Genomic DNA, 23,142 nt, shown 5'->3' on the forward strand with positions numbered 1-23,142 from the left:
AAAAAACATCGACGTGAGCAGAACTCGTGATCGGCTCAATCAACAAGCCGTGATAAGCCATCGATGTCCGCACATCGCGTGCCAGCAGGCGGCAAAGATGAATGTTCGCTGTTTACAGCACAGATGCGTGCGTGGGTGTCACAGGCTGTGCGTCGAAGCCCGCTTTGCGATGAATCCGCTGAGCGTTTATGACGCACATCAGGCGACGGGGACGACGATCCGACCGGCAATCGAGTGGATGTCTTGCATCACCAGTCGCGTGGTGCCTTCGTCCCCCAATTCCGCAAAGCGTTCCATCGCCAACGTCGGCGTGTTGAACTGCGGCAGTCCCAACGAGCCGCTGGTGCCGCGCAGCCAATGCGCCAGTGAGGCAACGTCGTCCCAGCGATGCTGATCAATCGCCTGATCCATTTCCGACAATTTGTCATCCAGGCGTTGCAAGAAGTCGACCACGATCTCGCGGAATTCCGGATCGTCCATCGGCAGCGCCGAATGGATCGGATGTTGATCGGGATCCGCCGCCGACGATCGGTCGGACGGCTCTGCGCTGCTGACCGGGGCGGCCAACGGGATCGGTGACGCGGCCACATCGCCGGGCAGGTCGATCCGTGAGGCCAGGTTATACAGCTGTTGCAGGGGGGCCTGACAGGCGTCGGCATCGTGGGCCTTGGCTTGCCGCTCCAACGCATAGGCGGGATCGACAAACTGTTCAAAACCCGCGCTGCCGCTGACGCCCTTCAACCAGTGGGCTTCGGCGGCCAGCTGGCTGAACTGTTGTTGCTGCAGCAGTTGCCCCAAGCCCGGCAATCGCGATCGCAAGGCATCGACGAAGTCTTGGGCGATCTCCAAAAAGTCGGGGTCGTCCAGCGGATAACTGCAGGTGACTTTCTCGACGTCCGATGCGGACGATTCGGTCGCGGCGGTCGGCGTCTCGATCTCGCGTGTCTCGGTCTCCGCTGTCACCTCCGACGGGGTGTCCGGTGCAGCAGCGGACTTCGAGCTGGAATCGTCGTACGGTTCCCCATCGAGTTCTTCACCGAGTTCTTCAGCAAGTTCTTCAGCAAGGGTTTCCAGCAGGTGATCGATCTTGATCGGCTTGGACAGGAATCCGCTGCAGCCGGCGTCAAAGCATTTTTCTTGATCGCCCTGCATCGCGTTTGCCGTCAGCGCGTAGATCGGTTTGGTGTACCCGTCGGCGCGCAACGTGCGTGTCGCGGTGTAGCCGTCCATCACCGGCATCTGCATGTCCATCAAGATGATGTCGAAGGATTGTTCGGTCGTCGCATCGATCGCCAGTTGGCCGTTTTCCACCGCCACGACTTCGGCGCCGGCTTGGCCCAGGACCAGTTGCAGCAGTTTTCGGTTGGGCGAACCGTCGTCGGCGACCAGAATCCTGCACGGAGGCAATTGCCGCACCTTGGCTCTCTCGGCGGTCGATTGCGTCTCCGATTCGGCCAGGTCGGCCGGGTCGATCAGTTCCAATTCGTCGGGGCTGCCGATCGTGATTCGAATCGTGAACGTCGTACCTTCGCCGGGCGTGCTGACCAGCGAGATGTCGCCACCCATCGCTTCGGCCAGTTGCTTGCTGATGGCGAGTCCCAGGCCGGTTCCGCCGAACCGTCGGGTGATCGAGGTGTCGGCTTGGGCGAACGGTTCAAACACTTTCGCTTGGGCTTCGGGAGAGATCCCAATTCCGGTGTCGGCGACATCGATCGCCAGAACGAGGTTCTTGTCGGTGCGTTGTTTGGTGGCTTCCTGATCGATCCTGGCGATGATTTCGACGCTACCTTCGTCGGTGAATTTGATCGCGTTGCCGGCCAGGTTCATGATCGCCTGACGCAGCCGTACCGAATCGCCTTGGATGGTCTTGGGCAACAGCCCGTCGTTGCGAAACTTGAGTGCGATGTCTTTTTCGTCTGCTTTGCTGCGGAGCAATGAGACGACTTCTTTGATCAGTTTGTAGGGCGAGCAGGGGCCGAGTTCCAATTCCATCTGCCCGGATTCAACCTTGGACAAATCCAAGATGTCGTTGATCAACGCCAGCAGGTGTTCGCCGCTGCCGTGGATTGTATCCAAGTACTCTTGTCGGTCGGCCACCGAGGTGTCGAAACCGCGGCGGAGCACGTCGGTGTATCCCAGGATGGCGTTCATCGGGGTCCGAATCTCGTGACTCATCCGCGCCAAAAACTCACTCTTGGCCTGGTTGGCGTCGTCGGCGGCGCGTTTGGCGACCGTCAGGTCGCGTTTGGTTTCTTCCAATTGCGTCACGTCGTCGAAACTGACCAACACGCCGCGACACTTTCCTTCGGCTCCCTGCACGGGGGACGCGTTGGCGATCAAAGTGCGTGACGGTTGGCCGGGCTGTGCCAGTTCGATCATGCCGCCCGAGACGACCGATTCGGAGATCACGGCCTCGTGCCAGGGCGAACCTTCCAGGTGATCCAAGTTCCAGGGCAGCTCGTCGGCCTTCTTGCCCAACAGTTTGTCGGGGCCGCTGCCGACCCAGTCGGCGAAGGACTGGTTGGCCAACACGACGCGCCCTTGTCGGTCCAAAACCAGCAAGCCTTCGGCCAGATTGTCGAGTGCCGTGCGTACCCGTTTGGGAACCGTTTTGGAAGGATCCAAATGGGCCAGCATCTTTTTCAGGTAAAGCTGGAAAAGCAGAAAGCTGGCCAGGCAGACGAATCCGGACATCAGCATCCAAGGGTCGGTGATCGTCGCCCACCAACTGTCATCTTGCAGCGAACGGAAACACAGCTCGACCACGCCCCAGCTGTCTCGGCCGCTGCGAATCGGAACGCGGACGTGAGTATCGGTCGATCGACGCGACTCCTCCGCCGGCCAGACCGATTCATGGTCGCCGAACACCGAAACCAGATCACCGTTGGCGCGTCGGACGCCTGCCGAGACGACATCGTCGTTGCGGTCGACCACCGCTTCGAGCAACTGGTCCAATCGACGGGTCTCGCCATAGGAGATGTATTCCGAACTGGCAAGCGCGATCGTTTCACACAGATTGCCGCGACCTTCGCGGATCGCCGATTCTCGCTCCGGCACCATCCCCAGCATCATCGCTGCCGACAAGACCGACAGGAGCATGCAGACCAGGCCCAGCGAGATCCGAGTTTTGGCGTCCAGTCTCAAAAAATTCATGTGAGGGTTTCCCCTGAAGCCGATGACTGGGAAGCAGTCTCGGTCGGTGTGCTCTGCTCGCGTTCTTTTTCGGTCTTGTCCAACAGTTCTTCCAGCGAGTCGTCGTCACCGTCGTCGTCATCGTCCAGTTCGTTCAGGACCAGCAGCGGATCGACAAGGCTCCATGCCGGCAAGTGGGCCAACAAGCTGGTCGCCAACAACCCGCCACGAACGGTCCACATCACATAGCCGACCGACAGGGCGCCCGAGAAACCCGCGAAGGTCCCCGCAAAGTAGTACGGCGCGGCGTCCGATTGTTTGATATCGTCCTGCATGCCTTCCATGTCGCCCCAAAGCAGCTTGCTGTCAAATTTGACGATCCCGAGGGTCGAAACGTTTGGGCGATTCGATTGGGTCCGCGTTTGTCGATTTGCGTAGCCGTTTTGACCGTCGTCAATCCTCGCGATCCGCTCCGAATCTTGGTCGCCGTCGCTCAGATCCGGCATGCTCAGGGGGACCATGCTGAGCGTCAAAAGTTCATCGTCGGTTGTCTGGATGACCGACCCTCGCGTCAACGCCGGAGGAACGTCGACGTCCGCTTCGGCGACCGGCGTGATCTGCGTTGCCGATTCCGTCTCGACGTCTTCCTCCGTATTCTCTTCTTCGGCCGGCACCTCCGGCACGGTTTCCACTTCCGGGGCCGGGTCGGCGGCGATGCTGGCAAGGTCTCCGGGGGTGACTTCGCTCAGGTTGTTGGGTTTGGCCACCAGAATCGTGACGGTCGTCGGCGCGCTTGTCGCGATGCCATCGGTCACGGCATAAGTGAAGGTGACCGGTCCGCTGAAGTTCGCCGCCGGCGTGAATTGAAAGGAGCCGTCGGCGGCCAGCGTCAACGTTCCTGAAATCGGGCCCGAGACGGGAATCACGGTCAGGGAGTTCCCGTCCAAGTCGACGTCATTGGCGAGCAGTCCGCCGACCCCGATCGTCAGCGTCTTCCCCGCCTGCATGGAAAAACTGTCATCGATGGCCGTCGGCGGATCGTTGACCGTCGTGATCGCGATTCGCGCCGTCGCAACGCTGCTGTTCAAGCCACCGTCGCTGGCGACCACCTGGATGACCCGAGTGCTTCCATCGGGATTGGACGAAGCATTGTGATAGGTGATGGTGCGAAGGACTTGCTGGTAGTTGGCGACCGTGTCTGTTCCCGAAAGCGTTAGCGTTCCCGCAGCATAGGCCGCGGTGATGGACGTTCCGCTGGTGTCGGCCGCAAGCGTCTCGCTGGCACCGTCAATCAGGTTCGTGATCGTGACGGTTAAATGGGTCAAGTTCGACGTGTCGACGTCGGTCAGGATTGCGTCGGCCGCGTCGGCGATCAACACCGCCGGGCCGCCTTCGGTAAACGTCCCGGCAAAGTCTGCTCCGCTCGCGCCGCTGGAATCGTTCGTGTCCAGGTCGATCGCGGGCGCCGCATTGCTCGCCGCCACGTTGACGGTGGCGTCATGGGCGACGCTGGTTCCGCCGTCCCCGTCGTTCAGCGTGAATCGGATCGTGCGTGTGGAGGTCGTCGGATTAGTCGTGTCGGTGTTCTGATAGGTGATGTTTTCGATCAACGCGTCGGCGACGGTTGCCGTGGCGCTGGCGTTGAAGGTGACGACCAGATTTGCTCCGCCGCTGCCGCCGGCAAAGGTTCCGATCACGACGGGGCCAGCGCCGAAGTCGTATAAGACGTTGCTGCCCGAAACCGTGATGTTGCCGACGCCGGGGCCTTGATCGCGGATCGCCAAGACGTCTTCGGCGCTGTCACCGCCGGCGAAGACCGACACGGTCAGATTGCCGGTGTCGAAGTTTGCCGAGTCGCCGTCGGTCAGCGTGACGTTGCCGTCCTGTTCGATCACCGTCGCGGCATCACCCTCGGTGTAGTTCAGTGTGTCGCCGGCCAGATTGCCGATCACTGGTGCATCGTTTTGCGGCACCACGTTGACGGTGGCGTCATGGGCGACGCTGGTTCCGCCATCCCCGTCGTTGATCGTGAAGCGGATCGTGCGTGCGGAGGTCGCCGGATCGGTGGTGTCGGTGTTCTGGTAGGTGATGTTTTCGATCAGCGCGTCGGCGGCGGTTGCCGTGGCGCTGGCGTTGAAGGTGACGAACAGATTCGCACCTCCGCTGCCACCGGCAAAGGTTCCGATCACGACGGGGCCGCCGCCGAAATCGTACAAGACGTTGCCGCCCGAGACGGTGATGTTGCCGACGCCGGGGCCTTGATCGCGGATCGATAAAACGTCTTCGGTGTTGTCACCGCCGGCGAAGACCGACACGGTCAGATTGCCGGTGTTGAAGTTTGCCGAGTCACCGTCGGTGACGGTGACGTTGCCGCCCTGTTCGATCACCGTCGCGGCGTCACCCTCGGTGTAGCTGAGCGTATCGCCCGCCAGATTGTTGATCGTTGGCGCGGCATTGGTCGGAACCGATGTCCCCAGTGAGAAATAGTTCCCGTCAGCGAGATCCACGCCGGTGAAGGTGACGATTCCCGTCCCGGCGTCATAGCTCGCTGCGGAAACCAAGGTCGCTCCAAGATTAAAGTCTGTATTGTTATCAACGATCAGATTGAAATCTGCGGCCGTCGCCCCGCTATAGGTCAATCCGCTTAGATCAAATGAGATCGTCGTCGTGCCGATATCGCCTGCTTCGCTGACCCGCCAAATTCGATCGAGTCGGTTTGCGATGCCCGCCGGTTCAGCGGCAACCTCACTTAATGCCCCGTCATCATTGCTCCAGAACATGAATTCACGGTCGTTTTGGTCCGAAGCCCCGGACATGGTCACGATGGCATCGGCGTTGATCGATCGAGATTGACTCTGGGCAAGTAAGGAGGCGTTGTCTTGGCCGATTCCCGCGACGTCATGTTCGAACCCGGAGTTCGCTGCCGCATTCCAGATCGCCGTACCGGTGGAGTCGCGATAGGTTGCGGGGCTCACTTGACCGAGTGTGATGCCATACTTAATCGCTAGGTAAGAGTCCACCTTCAAACGGTCGATGGTACTGAGGTCTGTCGAATAGATAACGACTTCGCCGAGGTTCAGGTCATCATTGAACCCACCGCCGGGGTACTCACCTAGGAAGAACTGTCCGAACTGGTTGTTGTCCAGGGGGCTGCCGACGCTCGCGCTACCCGAAGCGGTTAGCTGGCCATCGATGTCGATGCTCAAACCGACCGGCGTACCCGGTGACGCTTGGGCGTTGATGATGTGGTACCCCGTGCTCGGAAGCGGAGCGGTCAATTGATCGTTGTTCAAATCGCCAAAGTCGAATCGCAGGTCGTCCTCTAGGTTGACCCGGTTGCTGAGCGTGTCGATCCACTGCAGCATCACTCCGTTGGACCCGTTCGTACTTCCAGCCAGGAAAAGGGAGGCGGAATCGGATCCGAACAGGTCGGCTCCCCAAACCGAGAGGTCCGACAAGTGATCATCAATGCCGTCGAACGAAATGATCGGGTTGAAATTCAATCCGGATGCGATCAGATCGGGGCGTTGCGTGGACAGGGCTTGTTGAAGATCAGACAGCGTCGCGTTGGTGACTTGGTTTTCCCATTGGCTGACTCCTCCCAGTCCGATCGTGACACCGGCATCGGCCTTCAACCACAACGTCAGACCGTTCGCCACTCCGCCCGGAGCGCCTTTCACGACCGTGACGGTGGCATCGTGGTTCAAGCTGACGGCGCCGTCGCCATCGTTAAGAGCGAAGCGAATCGTGCGTGCACCGGTGATCGGCGCCACGGTGTCGGTATTTTCGTACGTAATATTTCGCACCAGTGCGGTGGTCGCTGCCGCATCGGCCGCTGAGTTTAGTGTCACGACCAGGGCCGGTCCTCCCGATCCGCCGGACCAGGTTCCGATCAACACCGCTCCGGCGCCGAAGTTGTAATAAACGTTTGAGCCCGAAACGCTGATCTGACCGGGATCCGTCCCCTGATTCCGGATCGCCAGAACGTCTTCGCTGGCATCGAACCCGGCGGCGACCGAAACGGTCAGGCTGCCCGAATCGAAATCGGCCGAATCGACGTCAGAGACCGTCGCATCACCGCCAAATTCGATCGCAAGCGGGCCGGATGCGGGGAGATAGGCCAAAGTATCCCCGGCCAGATTGCTGATCGTCGGAGATGCGTTCACCCAGCCGCTGGCGGCGGATGAAAAGGAAAACGCCTCAATCGCCTCGGCCGATGCATCCAGTTTGATATCGACGCCTTCAAAGATCACCGTGCCCGTCGCCACGGTGTTGGTGCCCGCTGTCGTCACCGTCAGTGCAACAATATCTTGCCGGTTGACTGCTCCGGCGATGCCAGCAAAACCGCTTCCGATGTCGCCATCAAGTGACACAAGGACTTGGCCTTGCGTCAATCCGGCGCCACCGAGGGTGATGGGGTTTGCGACCAGTTGAACGGAGGTGAAATCGTTCGACCCGATTCCGATGTCGGTACCGTCAACGAACACCGCTGATGTCCCCGCAGTTGTTGTGTCCCCCGCACTCGTGACGTCAAAGTAATAAATGACGTTATCCGTTCCTTTCGTTTCGACGAGCAAAAAGTTACCTGCATTGAGTGTCTGGCCACCGATGGTCATCGTCTCTTCAACGAGGCTGATGCCGCCAATGTTCGTGTCACCGAGTAAGGGATCATCGAGCACGATTTCGAATGTTCCGGTGGAGTAGTTACCCGGTGTGTCCGGTCGGAAGCGGACCACATCGCTTTCGTCGATCGTGACCGAATTGGTGCTCGTCAGCGTCGGTTGCGATCCGTTGACGGAGAACAATACATCACCTTGCTGAAGGCTGATCGTGTTCCCCGGAGCGCCGACGGTGATCGATCGGGTGACGACATGGAGGCCTGTCAGTTCGGTGGCGCCACTGGCTCCAAAATGATCGGTGAGATCAAAAACGCTGGAAAAGGAGCCGTTGGTCACGCCCGGTTCCAACGAGAAACTTGGGTCGGCGACTTCCAGTAACGTGTCCTTATCCCAGCTTGTCAGCCCAAGCGTTCCGCTTCCGCTTTCGTCGCCCTTGGTGCTCAACCAGACCGCTTCGCGAATGAAGGAGATGGTTGCGGCGTCGGGGCCATCGGAATCCGTCCCGTCGGAAACCGCAACGTCAAAGGTTGGCGCCGAGGTGCTGCTGTCGTGGATGAATTGAATGTCACCGGCTGTGACTTCACTCTGATTGAAGGTGAAGACCGGAACCCCCGGAGCGGACACACGCTCGAAACTGCCGCCGGTCACGCTCGACACCGTGAACGTGAGTCCCGCGTCGGGGTGGTCGACGTCGGTCGCCGACAGTGCGTTCGCCGAAAGAACGACGCTGCCGCCTTGGGAGATGACCAGTTGGTTGTTGCCAAGAATCGGGGCGTCATTGACCGGATCGATGGTGATTCCCGCCGAGACGGTCGCGCTCAAGTCAGAATTGTTACCGGTCGCGGATGCTTGGAAACTGAATCCGGCCGCGCCGTTGTAGTTGGACGTGCCCTTGAATTTGACGCCCGCGTTGCCTTCGGCAAACGTGATGAAGCTGTTGTCGCTGATCACCGTCACGCCGTCATTCTTGTACAGTGTTCCGTTGGTGATGCCGGAGATCTTGAAGTGCGTGACCTCGGTGCCATCGGCGGCGTTGCGTTGCAGTTGAAAGCCCGTCGAAAGCACGTCTTCGTCAGTATTGGTCGGCCCGTTGAACGTCGGCGTGTCCGCTTTCGGATCGACGTCGATCGTCATCGTGTAGGTCGCGGCGCTGTACTCGGTTCCGTCATAGACTTGGAACGCAAAACTGTCGTAGGGGGCGCCATGATTCTGCGACACCGGCGTGAAGGTCAAGTTGGGGATTTGCCCCACGGAGATGACCTGTTCGTCGGTCACGTCGAACATGCTCAACTTGAGAGTGCCGACGGATTCCAGCGACTTGATCTTGATTTGGGTCAGGCTGTCACCGATGTCCACGTCGGAGAAATTGAAGTCGGACGCCGAGAAGGTATAGACGCCGTCTTCGTCCATGCTGACCGTCTTGTTGCTGGCCGTCGGTGCGTCGTTGATCCGAGCCACGTTGACGGTGGTGTCGTGGGCGGCGCTGGTTCCGCCGTCACCGTCGCTGAGCGTGAATCGAATCGTTCGGACGGAGGTCGTCGGGTTGTCGGTATCGGTATTGCGGTAGGTGATGTTTTCGATCAATGCGTCGGCCGCCGCGGTGGTGGCGTTGGCGTTGAAGGTCACCACCAGATCCGCTCCCGCGGTGCCTCCGGTGAAGGTCCCGATCACGACCGGTCCGGCGCCGAAGTCGTAGCGAACGTCGCTGCCGGAGACGCTGATGTTGCCCACACCGGCACCTTGATCACGGATGGCCAGCACGTCTTCGCCCGAGTCACCGCCGGTTGTGATGGCCACGGTCAGGTTGCCGGTGTCGAAGTCGGCCGAATCGACGTCGCCGACGGTGACGTTTCCGCCTTGCTCGATGACCGTCGCCGCATCGCCTTCGCTATAATTCAACGTGTCCCCGGTCAGATTGCTGATCGTTGGGGCATCGTTTTGCGTCGCCACGTTGACTGTGGTGTCGTGGGCGGCGCTGGTGCCACCGTCACCGTCATTGAGCGTGAATCGAGCCGTACGGGCGGAGGTCGTCGGGTTGTCGGTATCGGTATTGCGGTAGGTGATGTTTTCGATCAATGCGTCCGCCGCCGCGGTGTTGGCGTTGGCGTTGAAGGTCACCACCAGATCCGCTCCCGCGGTGCCTCCGGTGAAGGTCCCGATCACGACCGGTCCGGCGCCGAAGTCGTAGCGAATGTCGCTGCCGGAGACGCTGATGTTGCCCACACCGACACCTTGATCACGGATGGCGAGCACGTCTTCGCCCGAGTCACCGCCGGTTATGATGGCTACGGTCAGGTTGCCGGCGTCGAAGTCGGCCGAATCGACGTCGCCGACGGTGACGTTTCCGCCTTGCTCGATGACCGTCACCGAGTCGCCTTCGCTATAATTCAACGTGTCCCCGGCCAAGTTGTAAATCGTTGGGGAAGCGTTGCCGGCTGCAACGTATTCAAAGGCTCCGATGTCGGGCGTCGCATCGCGCGTGGTGCCGCGTTGATCCGTCGTGGGAGCGCCGGTCAATCCCGCAGGGTCGATCGCGGCGCTTCCGACGAGCAAAGCATGTGTTTCGGTGAATCCCCCGTTGCCGGTCAGCGCACCCAGCATCGGATCGCTGACCGAATCGTCGGATCCGACCTCGACAATCGCCGCGGCACTGGCGATGTTGTATCCGGACGATGTCAATTCCGCATCCGCATCTGGGCCGATCGCCGCAGTGTTGCCGTACAAGATGCTGTTTTTCAGTGTGACGTCACCGCCGCCACCGGCAATGTGAACGCCGCCGCCGGTTCCCGTCGAAGGCGTCGTGGCCTGATTATTCGTGATCGTGACGTTGGTCGCGTCGATGTTCTGGTTTGTCCAGATGCCACCGCCCGAGTTGGTCGCCGTATTGGTACTGATGGTGACGTTGGTCAGGGTCATCGCGGCCGAACCGCCGCCATTGTGAATGCCTGCTCCGGCCGTCGCGGAGTTACCGCTGAGCGTGACATTGGTCAGCGTGGCCGTCCCATTGTTCCGAAGACCGCCGCCCGCATTGCCCGCATTATTTCCGGTGATGGCCACATCGGCCAGAACCAGCGTTCCGCTGTTGTCGATGCCACTGCCGCTGTTGCCGGTATTGTTTCTGATGACGGTGGTATGGGCAGTGAACATGCCGTCGTTTTGGATGGCGCCACCATTGTTGCTGTTGTTATTTTCCAGCACGACGTTGGTGACCGTCAAATCCGCTCCGGTTGCAATGTAGACGCCGCCGCCACCGCTGCCACCACTCTGTCCACCCGTGATGGTCAGGTCCGTGAAGTTGACGACGGTTCCGGCCAGCACGTCAAAGACACGGTCGGGCGATGCCCCCATTCCGCTGGCATCGATGATCGTTGTGGAAGCCGAATCACCATGAATGTTGACGCTTTCGGTAATGTCCAGGTCACCGGTCGCTGCCAGGTTTTCGCCGTCCCCCAAAATGGACAGGGTATGTGTGCCCGCACCGAGATAAATGTCATCGGTCCCCGACGTGTTGTTGGCCGCAAGGATCGCTTCCCTCAGCGAGATGAATCCGTCGGTCCCTTTGTTGCTCAGCAAGGCGGTGATCGATGACGTGTCACCGTCAACGGTGTCACTGGTCGTGTCGACGGTGATCGCACTGGCCGGGGGCGCCGCCTTGATCGACACAGCACCGGCGGCCCATGGGGTGGAAGCTCCATAGGTCCACGATGTCACCACCGATGCCGCACCGTCTTCGGTGGTTCCGGAACCGTTGGCTTGAGAAGAAAACAGGTCCCAATGCTCGGTCTGACCCGATCCGGGCGTGAAGTCCCAATCGCTGTTGTCGTCCACGCCGACGACGCCGAATACCAGATCGTTGTTGGTCGAAGAAACGGTTACCGAGGGCGTTCCCGATGTTCCTTGGTCGCCGGTAAACGTTCCCACAGGAGTCGTTTGATCGACGTCGGTGAAGGTCATCACACCGACGGTCGCTCCTTGGTGGTTCGTGCCGGAAAAGTTGACCACGATGTTGTGGGTGCCCACGTCCGGTGCGACCAGCGACCAGATTTCCACGCGTGACTTCGACGGATCCGCGTGCTCCTGGGTCCCAACCAAGGTTAGACTGACACCGTTGTAGGTCACCGAACTGACAACGTCACCCATGTCCTGACCAAAAGAGATGCCAACCAACATCAAACGGTCCGTTCCGGCGGTCGCGTGTGCGAACGACGTGCTTGCTGCACCGGTCCCGGCGGTGTCCGTTGTAGTGTTGTCGATCGTTACGTTCAACAAATGTGCCCAGTTTTGTTGCACGTCCAGGCTGAAGGCCAGGCTGGTTTCGATCGCTCCGGTCGAGTATTCCAGATCCCAGTCGCCGCCAAAAATCGCGTATCCCGTGTTGTCATCGCTGGCCGCGACGTCAGCCCCGGTCAGGCTTGCCAGGGAAGTCGACAGTGTTCGTCCGTCTTCGTCGGCTGCCAGATCACAGCCATAGATCAATAAGTCCGCGCCGTCGCCAAGCGAATCGCCCCACAGAGCGATCGCGTCGGCATGTTCGTTCAGGTTGTCGAGCGAAAGCCAAGTGTTTCCCAGTTTCAATCGGCCTGCGGTACCGTGCGTGACCAAGTGAATCGCATCGACGTCGTCATACTGCGCGAGCGCTCGGCTGATCTGATCGATCCCGTCGCTGTGACCATCCAGCAGGATCACCTCGAACGACCGTCCGTCGCCACGTTCGCTCTGTAGATCGGCCAGCAACTGCTGGTAGTCCTCGGCGGTTTGATCCACGAGCACGATTTCACGCGAGGTGTGCTGTTCGTCCGCCGAGGCGACGTCCGCGCTGCTGTCGGCCGCAACACTCTCCGCTCGCACAGCATCTGAGGTCGGGACCGCGACGGTCGCACCGGTCAGCTCCGAGATGGCCTCCAGCATCGTGCGGCTTTCCGGCGATTGGGACGATTGAAATCCGTGCAGGATCAGGTCCGCGTCTTGCGACAAAGAAGAACCCCACGCCGCGAAGTCTCCCGCCGATCCGTCCAGATTGCCGGCGTTCACGAGGGAAGACCCTAAACGGAGTTGTCCGTCGGCGCCGTCAGTGAGCAGATGCACGGCGTCAATGTCGTTGTAGGCCGAGTGGTTGTAGGCCGACAGGATTTCACCGATTTGCTCGATCCCGTCGCGTGATCCTTCCAGTAGGTAGATCTCCAGGTCCGCGTTGCCGCTCTCGGATCGCAGGGCATCGACCAACGGTTGATAATCCCCGATGCTGGCGTCGACGAAGGCGACCTCCAATCGCCGTTGCCGCTGTTGATCGTCCTGCGTCGGATCCCCCTGCCCCGAATGAGTCGTTGCGTCTGCCGCAGTGGCGCCGTCAGGAAAGGGCTGCTGCGTCTCCGGATCAGCGTCGACGTGATCGACCGGTGGCGCGATCGGTGTCGCGCTAAAAAGCAACCGCTTCTCCAGAACGGCCGCGTCGAGCAGGTGGCCGCCACGCAGGATTGACGATGAATCGTGCTTGCGTTTGCGTCGGCGCCACGGCATTGCGGGATCTCAGTTGGTTTGGGACAGAAAGCGAGAATTCGTCACTTAAAGGTAGGTCAGATTCCGCCGGCGGCTTGTCCGCTTCACCTAAACACTCGTAACGCCAAGGCGGTCTTTAACGGTTGTTCCCAATGGACCGATCCCGTCAAGCCTGCCGAGCATTCCGAGGATTCATCGCGGCGGCGGATTTGCGGGGCACTTGTCTCCGCCGGTGGGAGTCCGCGAGCGGGTTGAGAACCGATGAACGACATGCGGATAGAGAATTGGCGGGAGTGCGCCCCGCATCAACAAACTCCACGGATGGAGTGCCCCATGGGACGGACCGTTTGCAATTTCTTCATCGCGATCGCGACCTGTTTTTCGGTCGCGGGATCGGTGGGTGCGCAAACGCGGGACTTGCCCTCCTGGCTGACCGAATCGACGGTCCCATCGGCGGCCGAAGACGCGCCGGCCCCCGAGTTGACGGAAGTCTATGCCGAGCCGGTGCCCGAGATCCCGATGGCGGCCGCGCTGCAGCTTGCCGATCAATCGGATGAACATCCTGACGCGGCCCCCTCGCAGGCCACGCCACCCTCGTACGTGGCGATGAATCCGGACCCATTGGTCGTCGGTGATGTGCCGAAGGAATGGTTGAACGAAACGACGATTTCGACGTCCGCCGGCCCGACCCAGGTGACATCCGCTTCGGTCAAGCAATTCCTAAGGTCGATGGCGCAGCGGTCTCCGATCTCCGATACCTACCGGCCCTGGTGGGAAGCCACCGCAACGGCGCCGTTTGAACTTTCCGCATCATCGGTGGTCGTCGACGGGGACAGTTTGATTTTGGAAGCCCTTCGCCACAGCTTTCGCATCGCGGCGGTCAACGAAAACATCTGCATCGCACGGACAGGCATCACACGCGCGGCGGCGGATTTTGACCCGACCGCGTTTGTCGAATCAAAATTCGTTCGCACCAGCGTGCCCACGGGAAGCGATCTGGACGCGGGCACTAACGTCGATCGGCTGCGTGAAGAAGACTTTTCGTTCTCCGGCGGTCTGCGACGGAAGACCCAGACCGGGGCGGAATTTGAGATCGGACAGCAGATCGGGTTGCGGGACAGCAGCTCGCAATTCTTTACCCCGGACAACCAGGGCAATTCCAGGCTGACGCTCAGTTTCAACCAACCGTTGCTCAACGGCGCCGGTCAAGCATACAACCAAAGCCTGATCGTGTTGGCCAAGCTGGACACCCAGATCGCCAACGAAGCGGCGACGACCACGATTCAAGATCATTTGCTACGTGTCCAGGAATCGATGTGGAACCTGTACTACCAGCGGGCGTCTTTGTTGCTGCGGATCCGCCATTTGAATCAAGCCAAATCGATTCACGACTGGTTGGAGAATCGACAGGACTTGGACGCTTTGCAGAGCCAGCTCAAACGCGCCGAGGCGGCGATTGCGACGCGGAATTCTGAACTGGCTCGGGCGGTGACGGCGATCCGTAACGCGGAAGACCAACTGCGGATGCTTGTCAATTCGCCTCGCTTGAGTGATGACAAGACCGTGGAGATCATTCCCGCTCGACCGCCCTCGCTGACGCTCGTCCCGGTGTCGATGGAAGACGCCGTCGTCACGGCACTGCAGCAGCGGAGTGAAATGAATGAGGTCGCCCGCGAATTGGACACCGCACGCGTCCGATTGAACGTCGCCTGCAACGAATTGTTGCCGATGTTGGATCTGGTGCTGGAAACCTATGTCAGCGGTTTGCGGGGAAGCCAAGACATCGGCGGTTCCTGGATCGACCAATTCAGCGTCGGTGAGCCCAGCTATAGCGCCGGGTTGCTCTTTGAAGTGCCGTTGCAACGCCGCGCGGCTAAGGCCAACGTGATACGTCGTCAAGCCGAACTGCGTAAGCTGGCCGGCCGTTTGGGCGAAACGATCGCCAAACTGCACGCCGAGGTGGCCGCTGCAGTCCGCGAAGTCGAAACCAGCCACCGAGAACTCGGCGCACGCTATGTCGCGATGGTTTCTGCCCAAGAGTATGTCGATCTGATATCCAATCGCTGGCGTGAACTGCCCGGCGACGGCTTTTCGGCCAACTCCCTGTTGGAGGACCTGCTGGATGCCCAGGATCGATTGTTGTTGGAAGAGGTCGGATTCGCTCGGGCGCAAATCGACTACACGCTCAGCACCTCGCGACTGAAACGCGCCACCGGCACGCTGCTGCAGATCCAACCGGTCGGTGCGGCGAACTAACGGGCGCGCTGGTGTTTAGCCTTTAGGCGACTCCCTGTCGCTGCTTTGCAGCGAGTGTGTGCGGCTAAAGCCTGGACACCAGCGCGTTGGTGTTTAGCCTTTAGGCGACTCCCTTGTCGCTGCTTCGCAGCGAGCGTGTGCGGCTAAAGCCTGGACACCAGCGCGCTCGGTTCAAAGCTCGGGCGGATCCCAGTCTTGGCCATAGTCGTAAATCGGGTATGCACGCCAGATCCGCAGCGCATGCTCGCGACCAACATGTTCCACGTACTCGTTTGCACTGCTGTACGGCCACTCGGTCCACTTCCGACAATATCCGTGGTGCACGGGATTGTGCAGAATGTAGTTCCACGTCGCGTAGTAGTGACCCTCGGATTTCATCGCGGTCTCCGCTGCGTTGCACCACACCTTGCGACCACGTTGTGATTCTTCACCGTTCCAATCGAACGATGAGCGACCGTGTAGCGTTCCAATTTGTTTGAGGACGTGCGTCAAATCAGGTGCGTCGACGAGAGCGTGGTAATGGTTGGGCAGCACGACCCACGCAAACAGGGTTTGGCAAAACTCTTCCAGCAATTCAGACAAACTGTTTGAAAACGCTTCTATTCGTCGATCGGTGATGCCGATGACCGGCACATGTTCGAAGCACGCTGCGGTGATCATGTAGAGCGACGTGCGATCGCTTTGAATGTGTGCCGGTGAATGGGGCGGATGATTTCGCTGTCGCCGTTCATCGAGAATCTTCTGACGCTGCTGTGGTGTCCAGCGCCGCCATCGGTACATCGATTCGGGATCTTGCGGCATCACTTCCCCCGTGCAGCAGAAGGATCATCGATTCGGAACGAATGATTCTATCGCGGTGAAAGGTTGAATACCAGCGCGCGTTGGTGTTTCGCCTTGAGGCGACTCCCCGTCGCTGCTTCGCAGCGAGCGTGTGCGGCTAAAGCCTGAACACCAGCGCGTTGGTGTTTCGCCTTGAGGCGACTCTCTTGTCGCTGCTTCGCAGCGAGTGTGTGCGGCTAAAGCCTGAACACCAGCGCATGTTGGTGTTTAGCCTTGAGGCGATTCCTCTCGCTGCGAAGCAGCGACCCCCGTGCGGCTAAAGCCTGAACACCAGCGCGTTGGTGTCTAGCCTTGAGGCGACAGCCGCGGGTCGGGGGGCATTTTTTCGGGTTGTGTCGCTTATTGGTGTCCTAAACTTGCCTCGGGCGAGCTGTTTCATGCAGCCAGACCTCCATTCCCACCGGCACCCTTCCTGCTTTCCGCGACGCCATGAAATCCTGCCACCGTTCCGCTGACGTGCGATTGCTCTCGTTCCAAACCGTTTTGATTGCGGGGATCGCATTGGTCTGTCGGTCTTCCCTCGCGACCGAGGTCCAAGGGTACACCGAACCCGTCCGGACCATCGAAGTCGCGTCGGATGAAACCGGAACGGTGGACGAGGTGTTGGTGCATTTGGGCCAGAAGATCGAACAAGGCCAACCACTTCTGCGACTGAACAGTCAAGTCCACCTGGCCCAGATCGAAGTTGCCAAGCAACAGATGAACGCCCAGGGCAGGTTGGATGCCGCCAAGGCGGAGGTCGAATTGACGTCCGCACGGTTGGAAAAACTCGAGTCGCTGCGCAAATCGGGGCATGCCCGCCAAGCCGAACTTCACCGCGCCGCGAAAGAATTCAAGGTTGCCGAGGCGAATCTGCGCAGTGTCGTCGAAGAGATGGAGACTCGACGGCTGGAACACGACCGTCTGCTCACGCAAATGCGTCGCCGCGTGATTCACGCCCCGGTCACGGGGATCGTCACCGAACTGCACAAGGAACCCGGGGAGTTCGTCGCTCCAAATAAGCCGGAGATCATTACCCTGGTTCAATTGGACACCTTGCTGGCCAACTTTGCCCTGCTTGGCTCCCAAGCCGAACAGCTGACGACGGGGCAGGAAATCGAATTGCAGTTCTCCGAATCGGGGCAAGTGACCTCCGGCAAGGTCCACTTCATCTCGCCGGTGACCGACGCCGAAAGCGGAACGGTGTTGGTCAAAATCGCGATCGACAATGCCGACGGGATGATCCGCAGCGGCGCCCGCTGCGCGATCCAATTGAAGGATTGAGCAAACGTGGCGACCGAGATCTCCAACACCGGATCCGGCACCGGCGATCCGATCCTGGTCGGCGCCGGCCCCGATTCTACCGGCCCCAAACTCTCTGCACCCAAGCTCGCTGTACCGGATCCGGACGTACCGGATGGTTGTGACGGTCTTGCTGCACCGCGTCGCCGCGCGGCCGACGTCGCCGGTATCGCTTCTTCGAACTCTCCGTTCGGATCGGCGGTCAACCACCAGGACGCTTCTGAGCGTCTGTTGGAACGGCTGGACGAACTCTCGGTCGTTATCGCGGCCGTGATTTTTGGCATCGATTCTGACGACCAACTGGTTCTTCCCCAACCGCTGCGTTTGGATCCGAGCGACCGAAACGCGCAACCGCAGTTGGCACAGTTGATGTCGGTCTGTCAACAAACCGCCAGCAGCGGCCAAGTTCACTCTCGACGTCAACTTTCCCCAGAACGCGTCCTCATTGCATTTCCGATCGCAACGGGATCGGACTTGCCACAGGTGCTCGGTCTGATGGTTGCGTTGCCGGACGACCTGCAGCGTTTCACCCAATCCGTCCTTGGGTTGACCGAACAGTTTGCCATCGATCATCTTCAGCATCGTTTGCAACGGCAGGCGGAACTCGCATCCGATGCCGCCGCGACCGTTGAACTGTTGACCCGCGCGTTGGCGACCGAGGATCACAAGGAGGCCTGTCAGGTGATCGTGACGGAACTGGCCGATCACTTGCAACTGCGGCGGGCGGCGATCGGGATGACGTCGAAGGGATCACGAAGTTGCCGGCTGGTGGCGCTCAGCGATTCGACTCGAATCGATGCCTCGACCGCCCAGACCCGATTGATCGAGAACGTGATGGACGAAGCGTTGCTCTCGGGGGCGATCACGATGGCCGGCTCGGCCACCGGCGGACACGACGCGGCGCGCAACGCGGCCGAACTGGCCCGCCTACACGCCGCAACCGTCCTGGTTGTGCCGTTGGCCGACGCGCCCGAACAACCCCGCGCTGTGTTGTTGGCCATCATCGATTCGGATCGGTCGGTCCAGCCGGTTCGGCAGTTTTTGCACGCGGCGCAAAACTCGCTCGGCGCTGTCTTGAATGCACTGCAAACACCGCGTTCCTCTCAAACGGTTCGACGATTGGGCCGCGCCGTGAAATCGCGATCCGGCAGCCTTGCCATCGCGGCCGGTGTTCTGCTGCTGGCGTCGCTGTTCATACGCATTCCCCACCGCGAAACCTGCGACGTGCGAGTCGAACCGCGTACCAAACGATTCGTGGCGGCCCCGTTCGATGCGACGCTGAAAGAGTGTTTCGTTGAACCGGGCGATGTGGTCCGTCAGGGCGATCTGCTGGCAACGCTGGACGGCCGGGAATTGAAATGGAAACGAGAGTCGCTGCAAGCCGATCATGATCAGGCCGTCAAGAAACGCGATGCCGCCCAGGCATCACGGGCCTACGCCGATCAACGGATCGCACAACTGGAGATCGACGCTCTGCGGTCGGAACTGAATCTGCTGGACCTTCGTTTGAGTGAATTGCAGCTGCGCAGTCCCGTCGACGGGATGGTCGTGGCGGGGGATCTGAAGCGTGCCACGGGCGCTCCGTTGACGACCGGGCAGTCGCTGTTCGAGGTCGCGCCGCTGGACGAAATGATCATCGAAGCGTCCGTCAGGGACGACCGGATCGCGTACGTCCAAAAAGACCAACCCGCCCGACTGCGGCTGAACGCCTATCCCCAACGCAGCTGGGACGCGCGGATCGAAATCGTCAATCCACGCAGCGAGATTCGCGATGAAGAAAACGTGTTCATCGCCCAGTGCACGCTGCCCAACGAGCAACAGTTGCTGCGTCCGGGGATGAAAGGGACGCTCAAAATCGACTGTGGCCGTCGTGCGCTCGGCTGGGTTTGGTTTCACCGACCCGCCGAAGCCGTTTCACAGTGGTTCTGGTGGTAGCCGCCATGTCGGACGACCAGCAGCATTTTGCAAGCGACCAAAGCACGACGTCGGTGGTGCTTCGCCAGGATTTGCGGGTGACGCCGTGTGAGGATGCACGGCAGCCCCACGTGGTCGTCGAAGATCCGGTTGCGGGAGCGTTTTATCGGCTCGGCCGGATCGAGTACGCGTTGGCGTCTCGCCTGACCGCCTCGCGGACGATCGCCCAGGCCTATCGGGACGTGTGCGAGCAATACCCTGACCATCGCGTGTCCGAGGACGATGCGGCCGATCTGTGCCGCTGGTTGATCGACAACCAATTGGCGCACACCGAGTCGTCCAAGTCCTCGGCACGACTGCATCGCTCGGCCGAGAAATCCGAAACGGATCGGTTCAAACAACGCGTCAACCCGATCGCGATCCGAATCCCGCTGCTACATCCCGATCGGATGGTCGGCAGCTTAGTGCAGTTTACGGGTTGGATCTTCTCGGTGCCCGCGACCGCCGTCGGCGTCCTGGTGATGCTGTTCAGTGGATGCTTGGCACTGATGCACTGGGAGCAACTAACCGCATCCACACAGTATTTGTTTGCGCCATCATCGCTGTCGCTGTTGCTGTTGCTGGCTGTGACCGTTGGCTTGAAAGTGATTCACGAATTTGCCCATGCGATCGTTTGCAAACGCTACGGCGGAGACGTCGGCGAGATGGGGGTGTTGCTGATCTTGTTGGCACCGCTGGCCTATGTCGACGTCAGCTCGGTTTGGCGGTTCCGTCGCCGCTGGCAACGCATTCACGTCGCGTCGGCGGGGATCTATCTGGAACTGCTAGTCGCCGCGATCGCGATGTTGGTTTGGCGCTCCGCCGATTCAGCGTTGGTCCGACACGTGTGCACCAGCGTGATGCTCTCGGCCGGCGTCGCGACGCTGGTGTTCAATGCCAATCCGCTGATGAAGTTCGACGGCTACTTCATGCTGGTCGACTGGGCCCGGGCGCCGAACTTGTACACGGACAGCCAGAACCAGTTGCGACGATTGCTGCGACGCCTGTTTCTGGGCGGCGAGGTCAAAGAGCCTCAATGGACACCCGGCTATCGGATTGCCGTCGGTGTTTACGCACCGCTGGCATTGTTTTGGAAAGGTTTTGTATGTCTGGGGCTGACGCTTGCCGCGACGAAACTCTTTCACGGGCTGGGAACGCTGCTGGCGGTCGTCGCCTGTGTGTGCTGGATCGGCGGTCCGGCGTGGCGTGGTTTTTCGATGATTCGCAAGGCCCCACGGTCCGGGCGGCGACGGTTCGCGCTGGCCGCGGCCGGATCGCTGGCGCTGGCCGGTGCCCTGTCGGTGGTGGTCCCCTGGCCGGGAGCGACGCCGGTCCACGCGGTGGTGGAGTATTCGCCGCACGAAGTGGTGCGGGCCGAGGTGCCGGGATTTGTCCACGCGATCCATGTCGACACGGGACAGTGGGTGTCCGAGGGCGAGCAGCTGTTGACGCTTCGCAACCCGGAACTGGTCCTCGAAGCCGAGCAGTTGGAAACGAAGATTCAACAATCGACGTTGCGCAGGCGCCAACAGACGCTTCGAGGGAAACACGCCGCCGCGCAAGCCGAGGCGACCGAGTGGGAGTCGTTGACAAGACGGCTGCAAGACGCGAACGAACAAATCGATTCACTGGTCGTCCGTGCGTCCCGTTCCGGCGTGGTCGTTCGCCGACGATTGCAGGAGTTGCAAGGAACCTATGTCGCCCAGGGCGATGAGTTGCTGGTGATCGGAGACGAATCACAAAAGGAACTTCGGCTGCTGATTCCGCAGGACAGATACGACCAGTTTCGCGATCAGGCCGGTACCGCGGTTCGGTTTCGCGCCCCCGGACAGCCGACGCAAATGTCTGCGTTGTCAACGATCATCCCGCGGGCGCGGACCGAGGTGGATTATCCGTCGTTGCTGGCCAGTAACGGAGGTCCGCTGGCGGTCAAACACGTTTCCAACGATGCATCGCAAGCTGCTGCGGAATTCGAATTGCTGGTGCCCCACTTCGAAGCCATCGTTCCGCTCGATGCGTCGCAAGGCGCCGGTTTGCATAGCGGACAACGAGCCAGTGTCTCGATCGGGGGACTCGACCGGACGATCGGATCGCACCTGTGGCGGGTGACGGCGGAGTGGATCGACCAGGCGGTTCAAGCGACAGACCGCTGATTCGGTTTTGCGGGTCGTATCGAACGTGCGGACACCGTTTAAGAATCCAAATTGTTAGCCCAGTGCGAATTTGCAACATCACCTCCAACGTCGACAGATTGACTTACGGTTTCCTGCGAGAGCAGCTCTCGCGATGATTTCTAGGCAACCCCAAGAGCGGATGAACGCGACGACTCCATCAACGTTGGCCTGTGCCGTGGCCCCCCCGGCACCCGTCGCTTCGCAGAGGTCCAAGGAGACCGGCTGCACGAAGTCCGGTCGTGTCATGATCGCCGACGATGAGCCGATCAACATCAAGTTGATTCAAAAGTACCTCCGCAGCGCGGGGTACCACGAGTTTGTCACGACGAGCGAGTCGCGTGAGGTGGTTGATCTGGTGCGGTCGACGCGGCCCGATATCTTGATTCTCGATGTCGTGATGCCGCACGTCACGGGGTTGGACATCCTGGAGATCATCCGCAACGATCCCGATCAGGCTCATCTGCCGGTTCTGATCGTGACCGCATCGACCGACGAGCAAACCAAGATCGATGCGTTGGAACTGGGGGCGACCGACTTTTTGCATAAACCGGTCAAACCGACCGAGTTGTTGCCGCGGGTGCGAAACTCGCTGGTGCTCAAGGCGCACCACGACCAGATGGCCGCCTACTCCAAACGACTGGAAGCCGAAGTCGCCCAGCGGACCGCCGATCTGGCCCAGTCACGCGAAGAAGTCATCCATGTGCTCGCCTGTGCGGCCGAGTACCGTGACCAAGAAACCGGCAACCACGTCATTCGTGTCGGACGGTTCGCGGGAATCATCGCGCGCGAATTGGGCTGTTCGGAATCCGATTCCGAACTGATCGAACACGCCGCGATCTTGCACGACGCCGGCAAGATCGGCATCTCCGATTCGATCCTGTTGAAACCGGGTCGGCTGTCGCCCGACGAGTTTGAGTTGATGAAACGGCACTGTGAATTCGGCGAGCGGATTCTAAAAGCCCAGCCGAGCGATGAAAGCGAACCGTTTCTGTTGCACAGTCGTCGTCCCGTGACGCGTTCACCCGTCTTGCGAATGGCGTCGGTGATCGCGAGGACGCATCACGAACGTTGGGACGGAACCGGATACCCCGAGCAACTGGCCGGGGAAGAGATTCCGATCGTCGGCAGGATCACAGCGGTCGCCGATGTCTTCGATGCACTCAGCAGCAAACGCTGCTACAAAGACGCATTGCCGCTGGAGCAATGTATCGAAATCATGCGCAAGGAACGCGGCAAGCACTTCGATCCCAAGGTCCTGGACGCGTTCCTGGCAAGGATCGACGAAGCCTCCCAGATCGTCGTCAGCCTGGCCGACCAATAGCGCACGTTGGTGTTTAGCCTTTAGGCGATTCCGCTCGACAAACGCAATGCGAAAACATGATGCGGACAGA

8 protein-coding genes are annotated in these 23,142 nt (G+C 60.3%); 5 read left to right on the forward strand and 3 right to left on the reverse strand.

What is annotated here, in order from left to right; all coding sequences use genetic code 11:
- Window positions 1–198: 198 nt before the first annotated feature.
- Window positions 199–3,153, reverse strand: a complete 2,955-nt coding sequence (locus Mal15_RS04985) for an ATP-binding protein (protein ID WP_147866755.1) — start codon at window positions 3,151–3,153, stop codon at window positions 199–201.
- Window positions 3,150–13,268, reverse strand: coding sequence for a DUF4347 domain-containing protein (locus tag Mal15_RS04990; RefSeq protein WP_147866756.1), 10,119 nt, complete (start codon window positions 13,266–13,268; stop codon window positions 3,150–3,152). The genes Mal15_RS04985 and Mal15_RS04990 overlap by 4 nt, the downstream gene beginning before the upstream one ends.
- A gap of 312 nt (window positions 13,269–13,580) precedes the next feature.
- Here Mal15_RS04990 and Mal15_RS04995 point away from each other — a divergent pair, with 312 nt between their 5' ends.
- Window positions 13,581–15,503 carry a TolC family protein gene (locus Mal15_RS04995; protein ID WP_167546638.1) on the forward strand — a complete coding sequence of 641 codons (1,923 nt, stop codon included), beginning with the start codon at window positions 13,581–13,583 and terminating at the stop codon, window positions 15,501–15,503.
- A gap of 171 nt (window positions 15,504–15,674) precedes the next feature.
- On the opposite strand, the gene Mal15_RS05000 is transcribed toward Mal15_RS04995, so the two are convergent.
- Complete coding sequence (locus Mal15_RS05000; RefSeq protein ID WP_147866758.1) at window positions 15,675–16,304, reverse strand: transposase; 630 nt, start codon at window positions 16,302–16,304, stop codon at window positions 15,675–15,677.
- A 468-nt stretch (window positions 16,305–16,772) separates the two neighbouring features.
- Here Mal15_RS05000 and Mal15_RS05005 point away from each other — a divergent pair, with 468 nt between their 5' ends.
- The 4 genes from Mal15_RS05005 (at window position 16,773) to Mal15_RS05020 (ending at window position 23,072) form a co-directional block, all read left to right on the forward strand.
- Complete coding sequence (locus tag Mal15_RS05005) at window positions 16,773–17,606, forward strand: efflux RND transporter periplasmic adaptor subunit (protein WP_147866759.1); 834 nt, start codon at window positions 16,773–16,775, stop codon at window positions 17,604–17,606.
- A 6-nt stretch (window positions 17,607–17,612) separates the two neighbouring features.
- Window positions 17,613–19,559 (forward strand): efflux RND transporter periplasmic adaptor subunit, encoded by a 1,947-nt coding sequence (locus Mal15_RS05010; RefSeq protein ID WP_147866760.1) that lies wholly within the window; start codon window positions 17,613–17,615, stop codon window positions 19,557–19,559.
- A 5-nt stretch (window positions 19,560–19,564) separates the two neighbouring features.
- Window positions 19,565–21,730: an HlyD family efflux transporter periplasmic adaptor subunit gene (locus Mal15_RS05015; protein WP_147866761.1), complete on the forward strand. Its 2,166-nt coding sequence runs from the start codon at window positions 19,565–19,567 to the stop codon at window positions 21,728–21,730.
- Between the two features lie 265 nt (window positions 21,731–21,995).
- Window positions 21,996–23,072 carry an HD domain-containing phosphohydrolase gene (locus tag Mal15_RS05020; RefSeq protein ID WP_167546639.1) on the forward strand — a complete coding sequence of 359 codons (1,077 nt, stop codon included), beginning with the start codon at window positions 21,996–21,998 and terminating at the stop codon, window positions 23,070–23,072.
- Window positions 23,073–23,142 lie beyond the last annotated feature (70 nt).

This window comes from Stieleria maiorica (assembly GCF_008035925.1).
GTDB classification, from domain to species: Bacteria; Planctomycetota; Planctomycetia; order Pirellulales; family Pirellulaceae; genus Stieleria; species Stieleria maiorica.

What these genes read in the sequence shown, in the direction of transcription:
- Mal15_RS04985 (WP_147866755.1), bottom strand. Translation starts at nt 3,153, where the DNA reads ATGAATTTTTTGAGACTGGACGCCAAAACTCGGATCTCGCTGGGCCTG.
- Mal15_RS04990 (WP_147866756.1), bottom strand. Translation starts at nt 13,268, where the DNA reads ATGCCGTGGCGCCGACGCAAACGCAAGCACGATTCATCGTCAATCCTG.
- Mal15_RS04995 (WP_167546638.1), top strand. Translation starts at nt 13,581, where the DNA reads ATGGGACGGACCGTTTGCAATTTCTTCATCGCGATCGCGACCTGTTTT.
- Mal15_RS05000 (WP_147866758.1), bottom strand. Translation starts at nt 16,304, where the DNA reads ATGCCGCAAGATCCCGAATCGATGTACCGATGGCGGCGCTGGACACCA.
- Mal15_RS05005 (WP_147866759.1), top strand. Translation starts at nt 16,773, where the DNA reads ATGAAATCCTGCCACCGTTCCGCTGACGTGCGATTGCTCTCGTTCCAA.
- Mal15_RS05015 (WP_147866761.1), top strand. Translation starts at nt 19,565, where the DNA reads ATGTCGGACGACCAGCAGCATTTTGCAAGCGACCAAAGCACGACGTCG.
- Mal15_RS05020 (WP_167546639.1), top strand. Translation starts at nt 21,996, where the DNA reads ATGATCGCCGACGATGAGCCGATCAACATCAAGTTGATTCAAAAGTAC.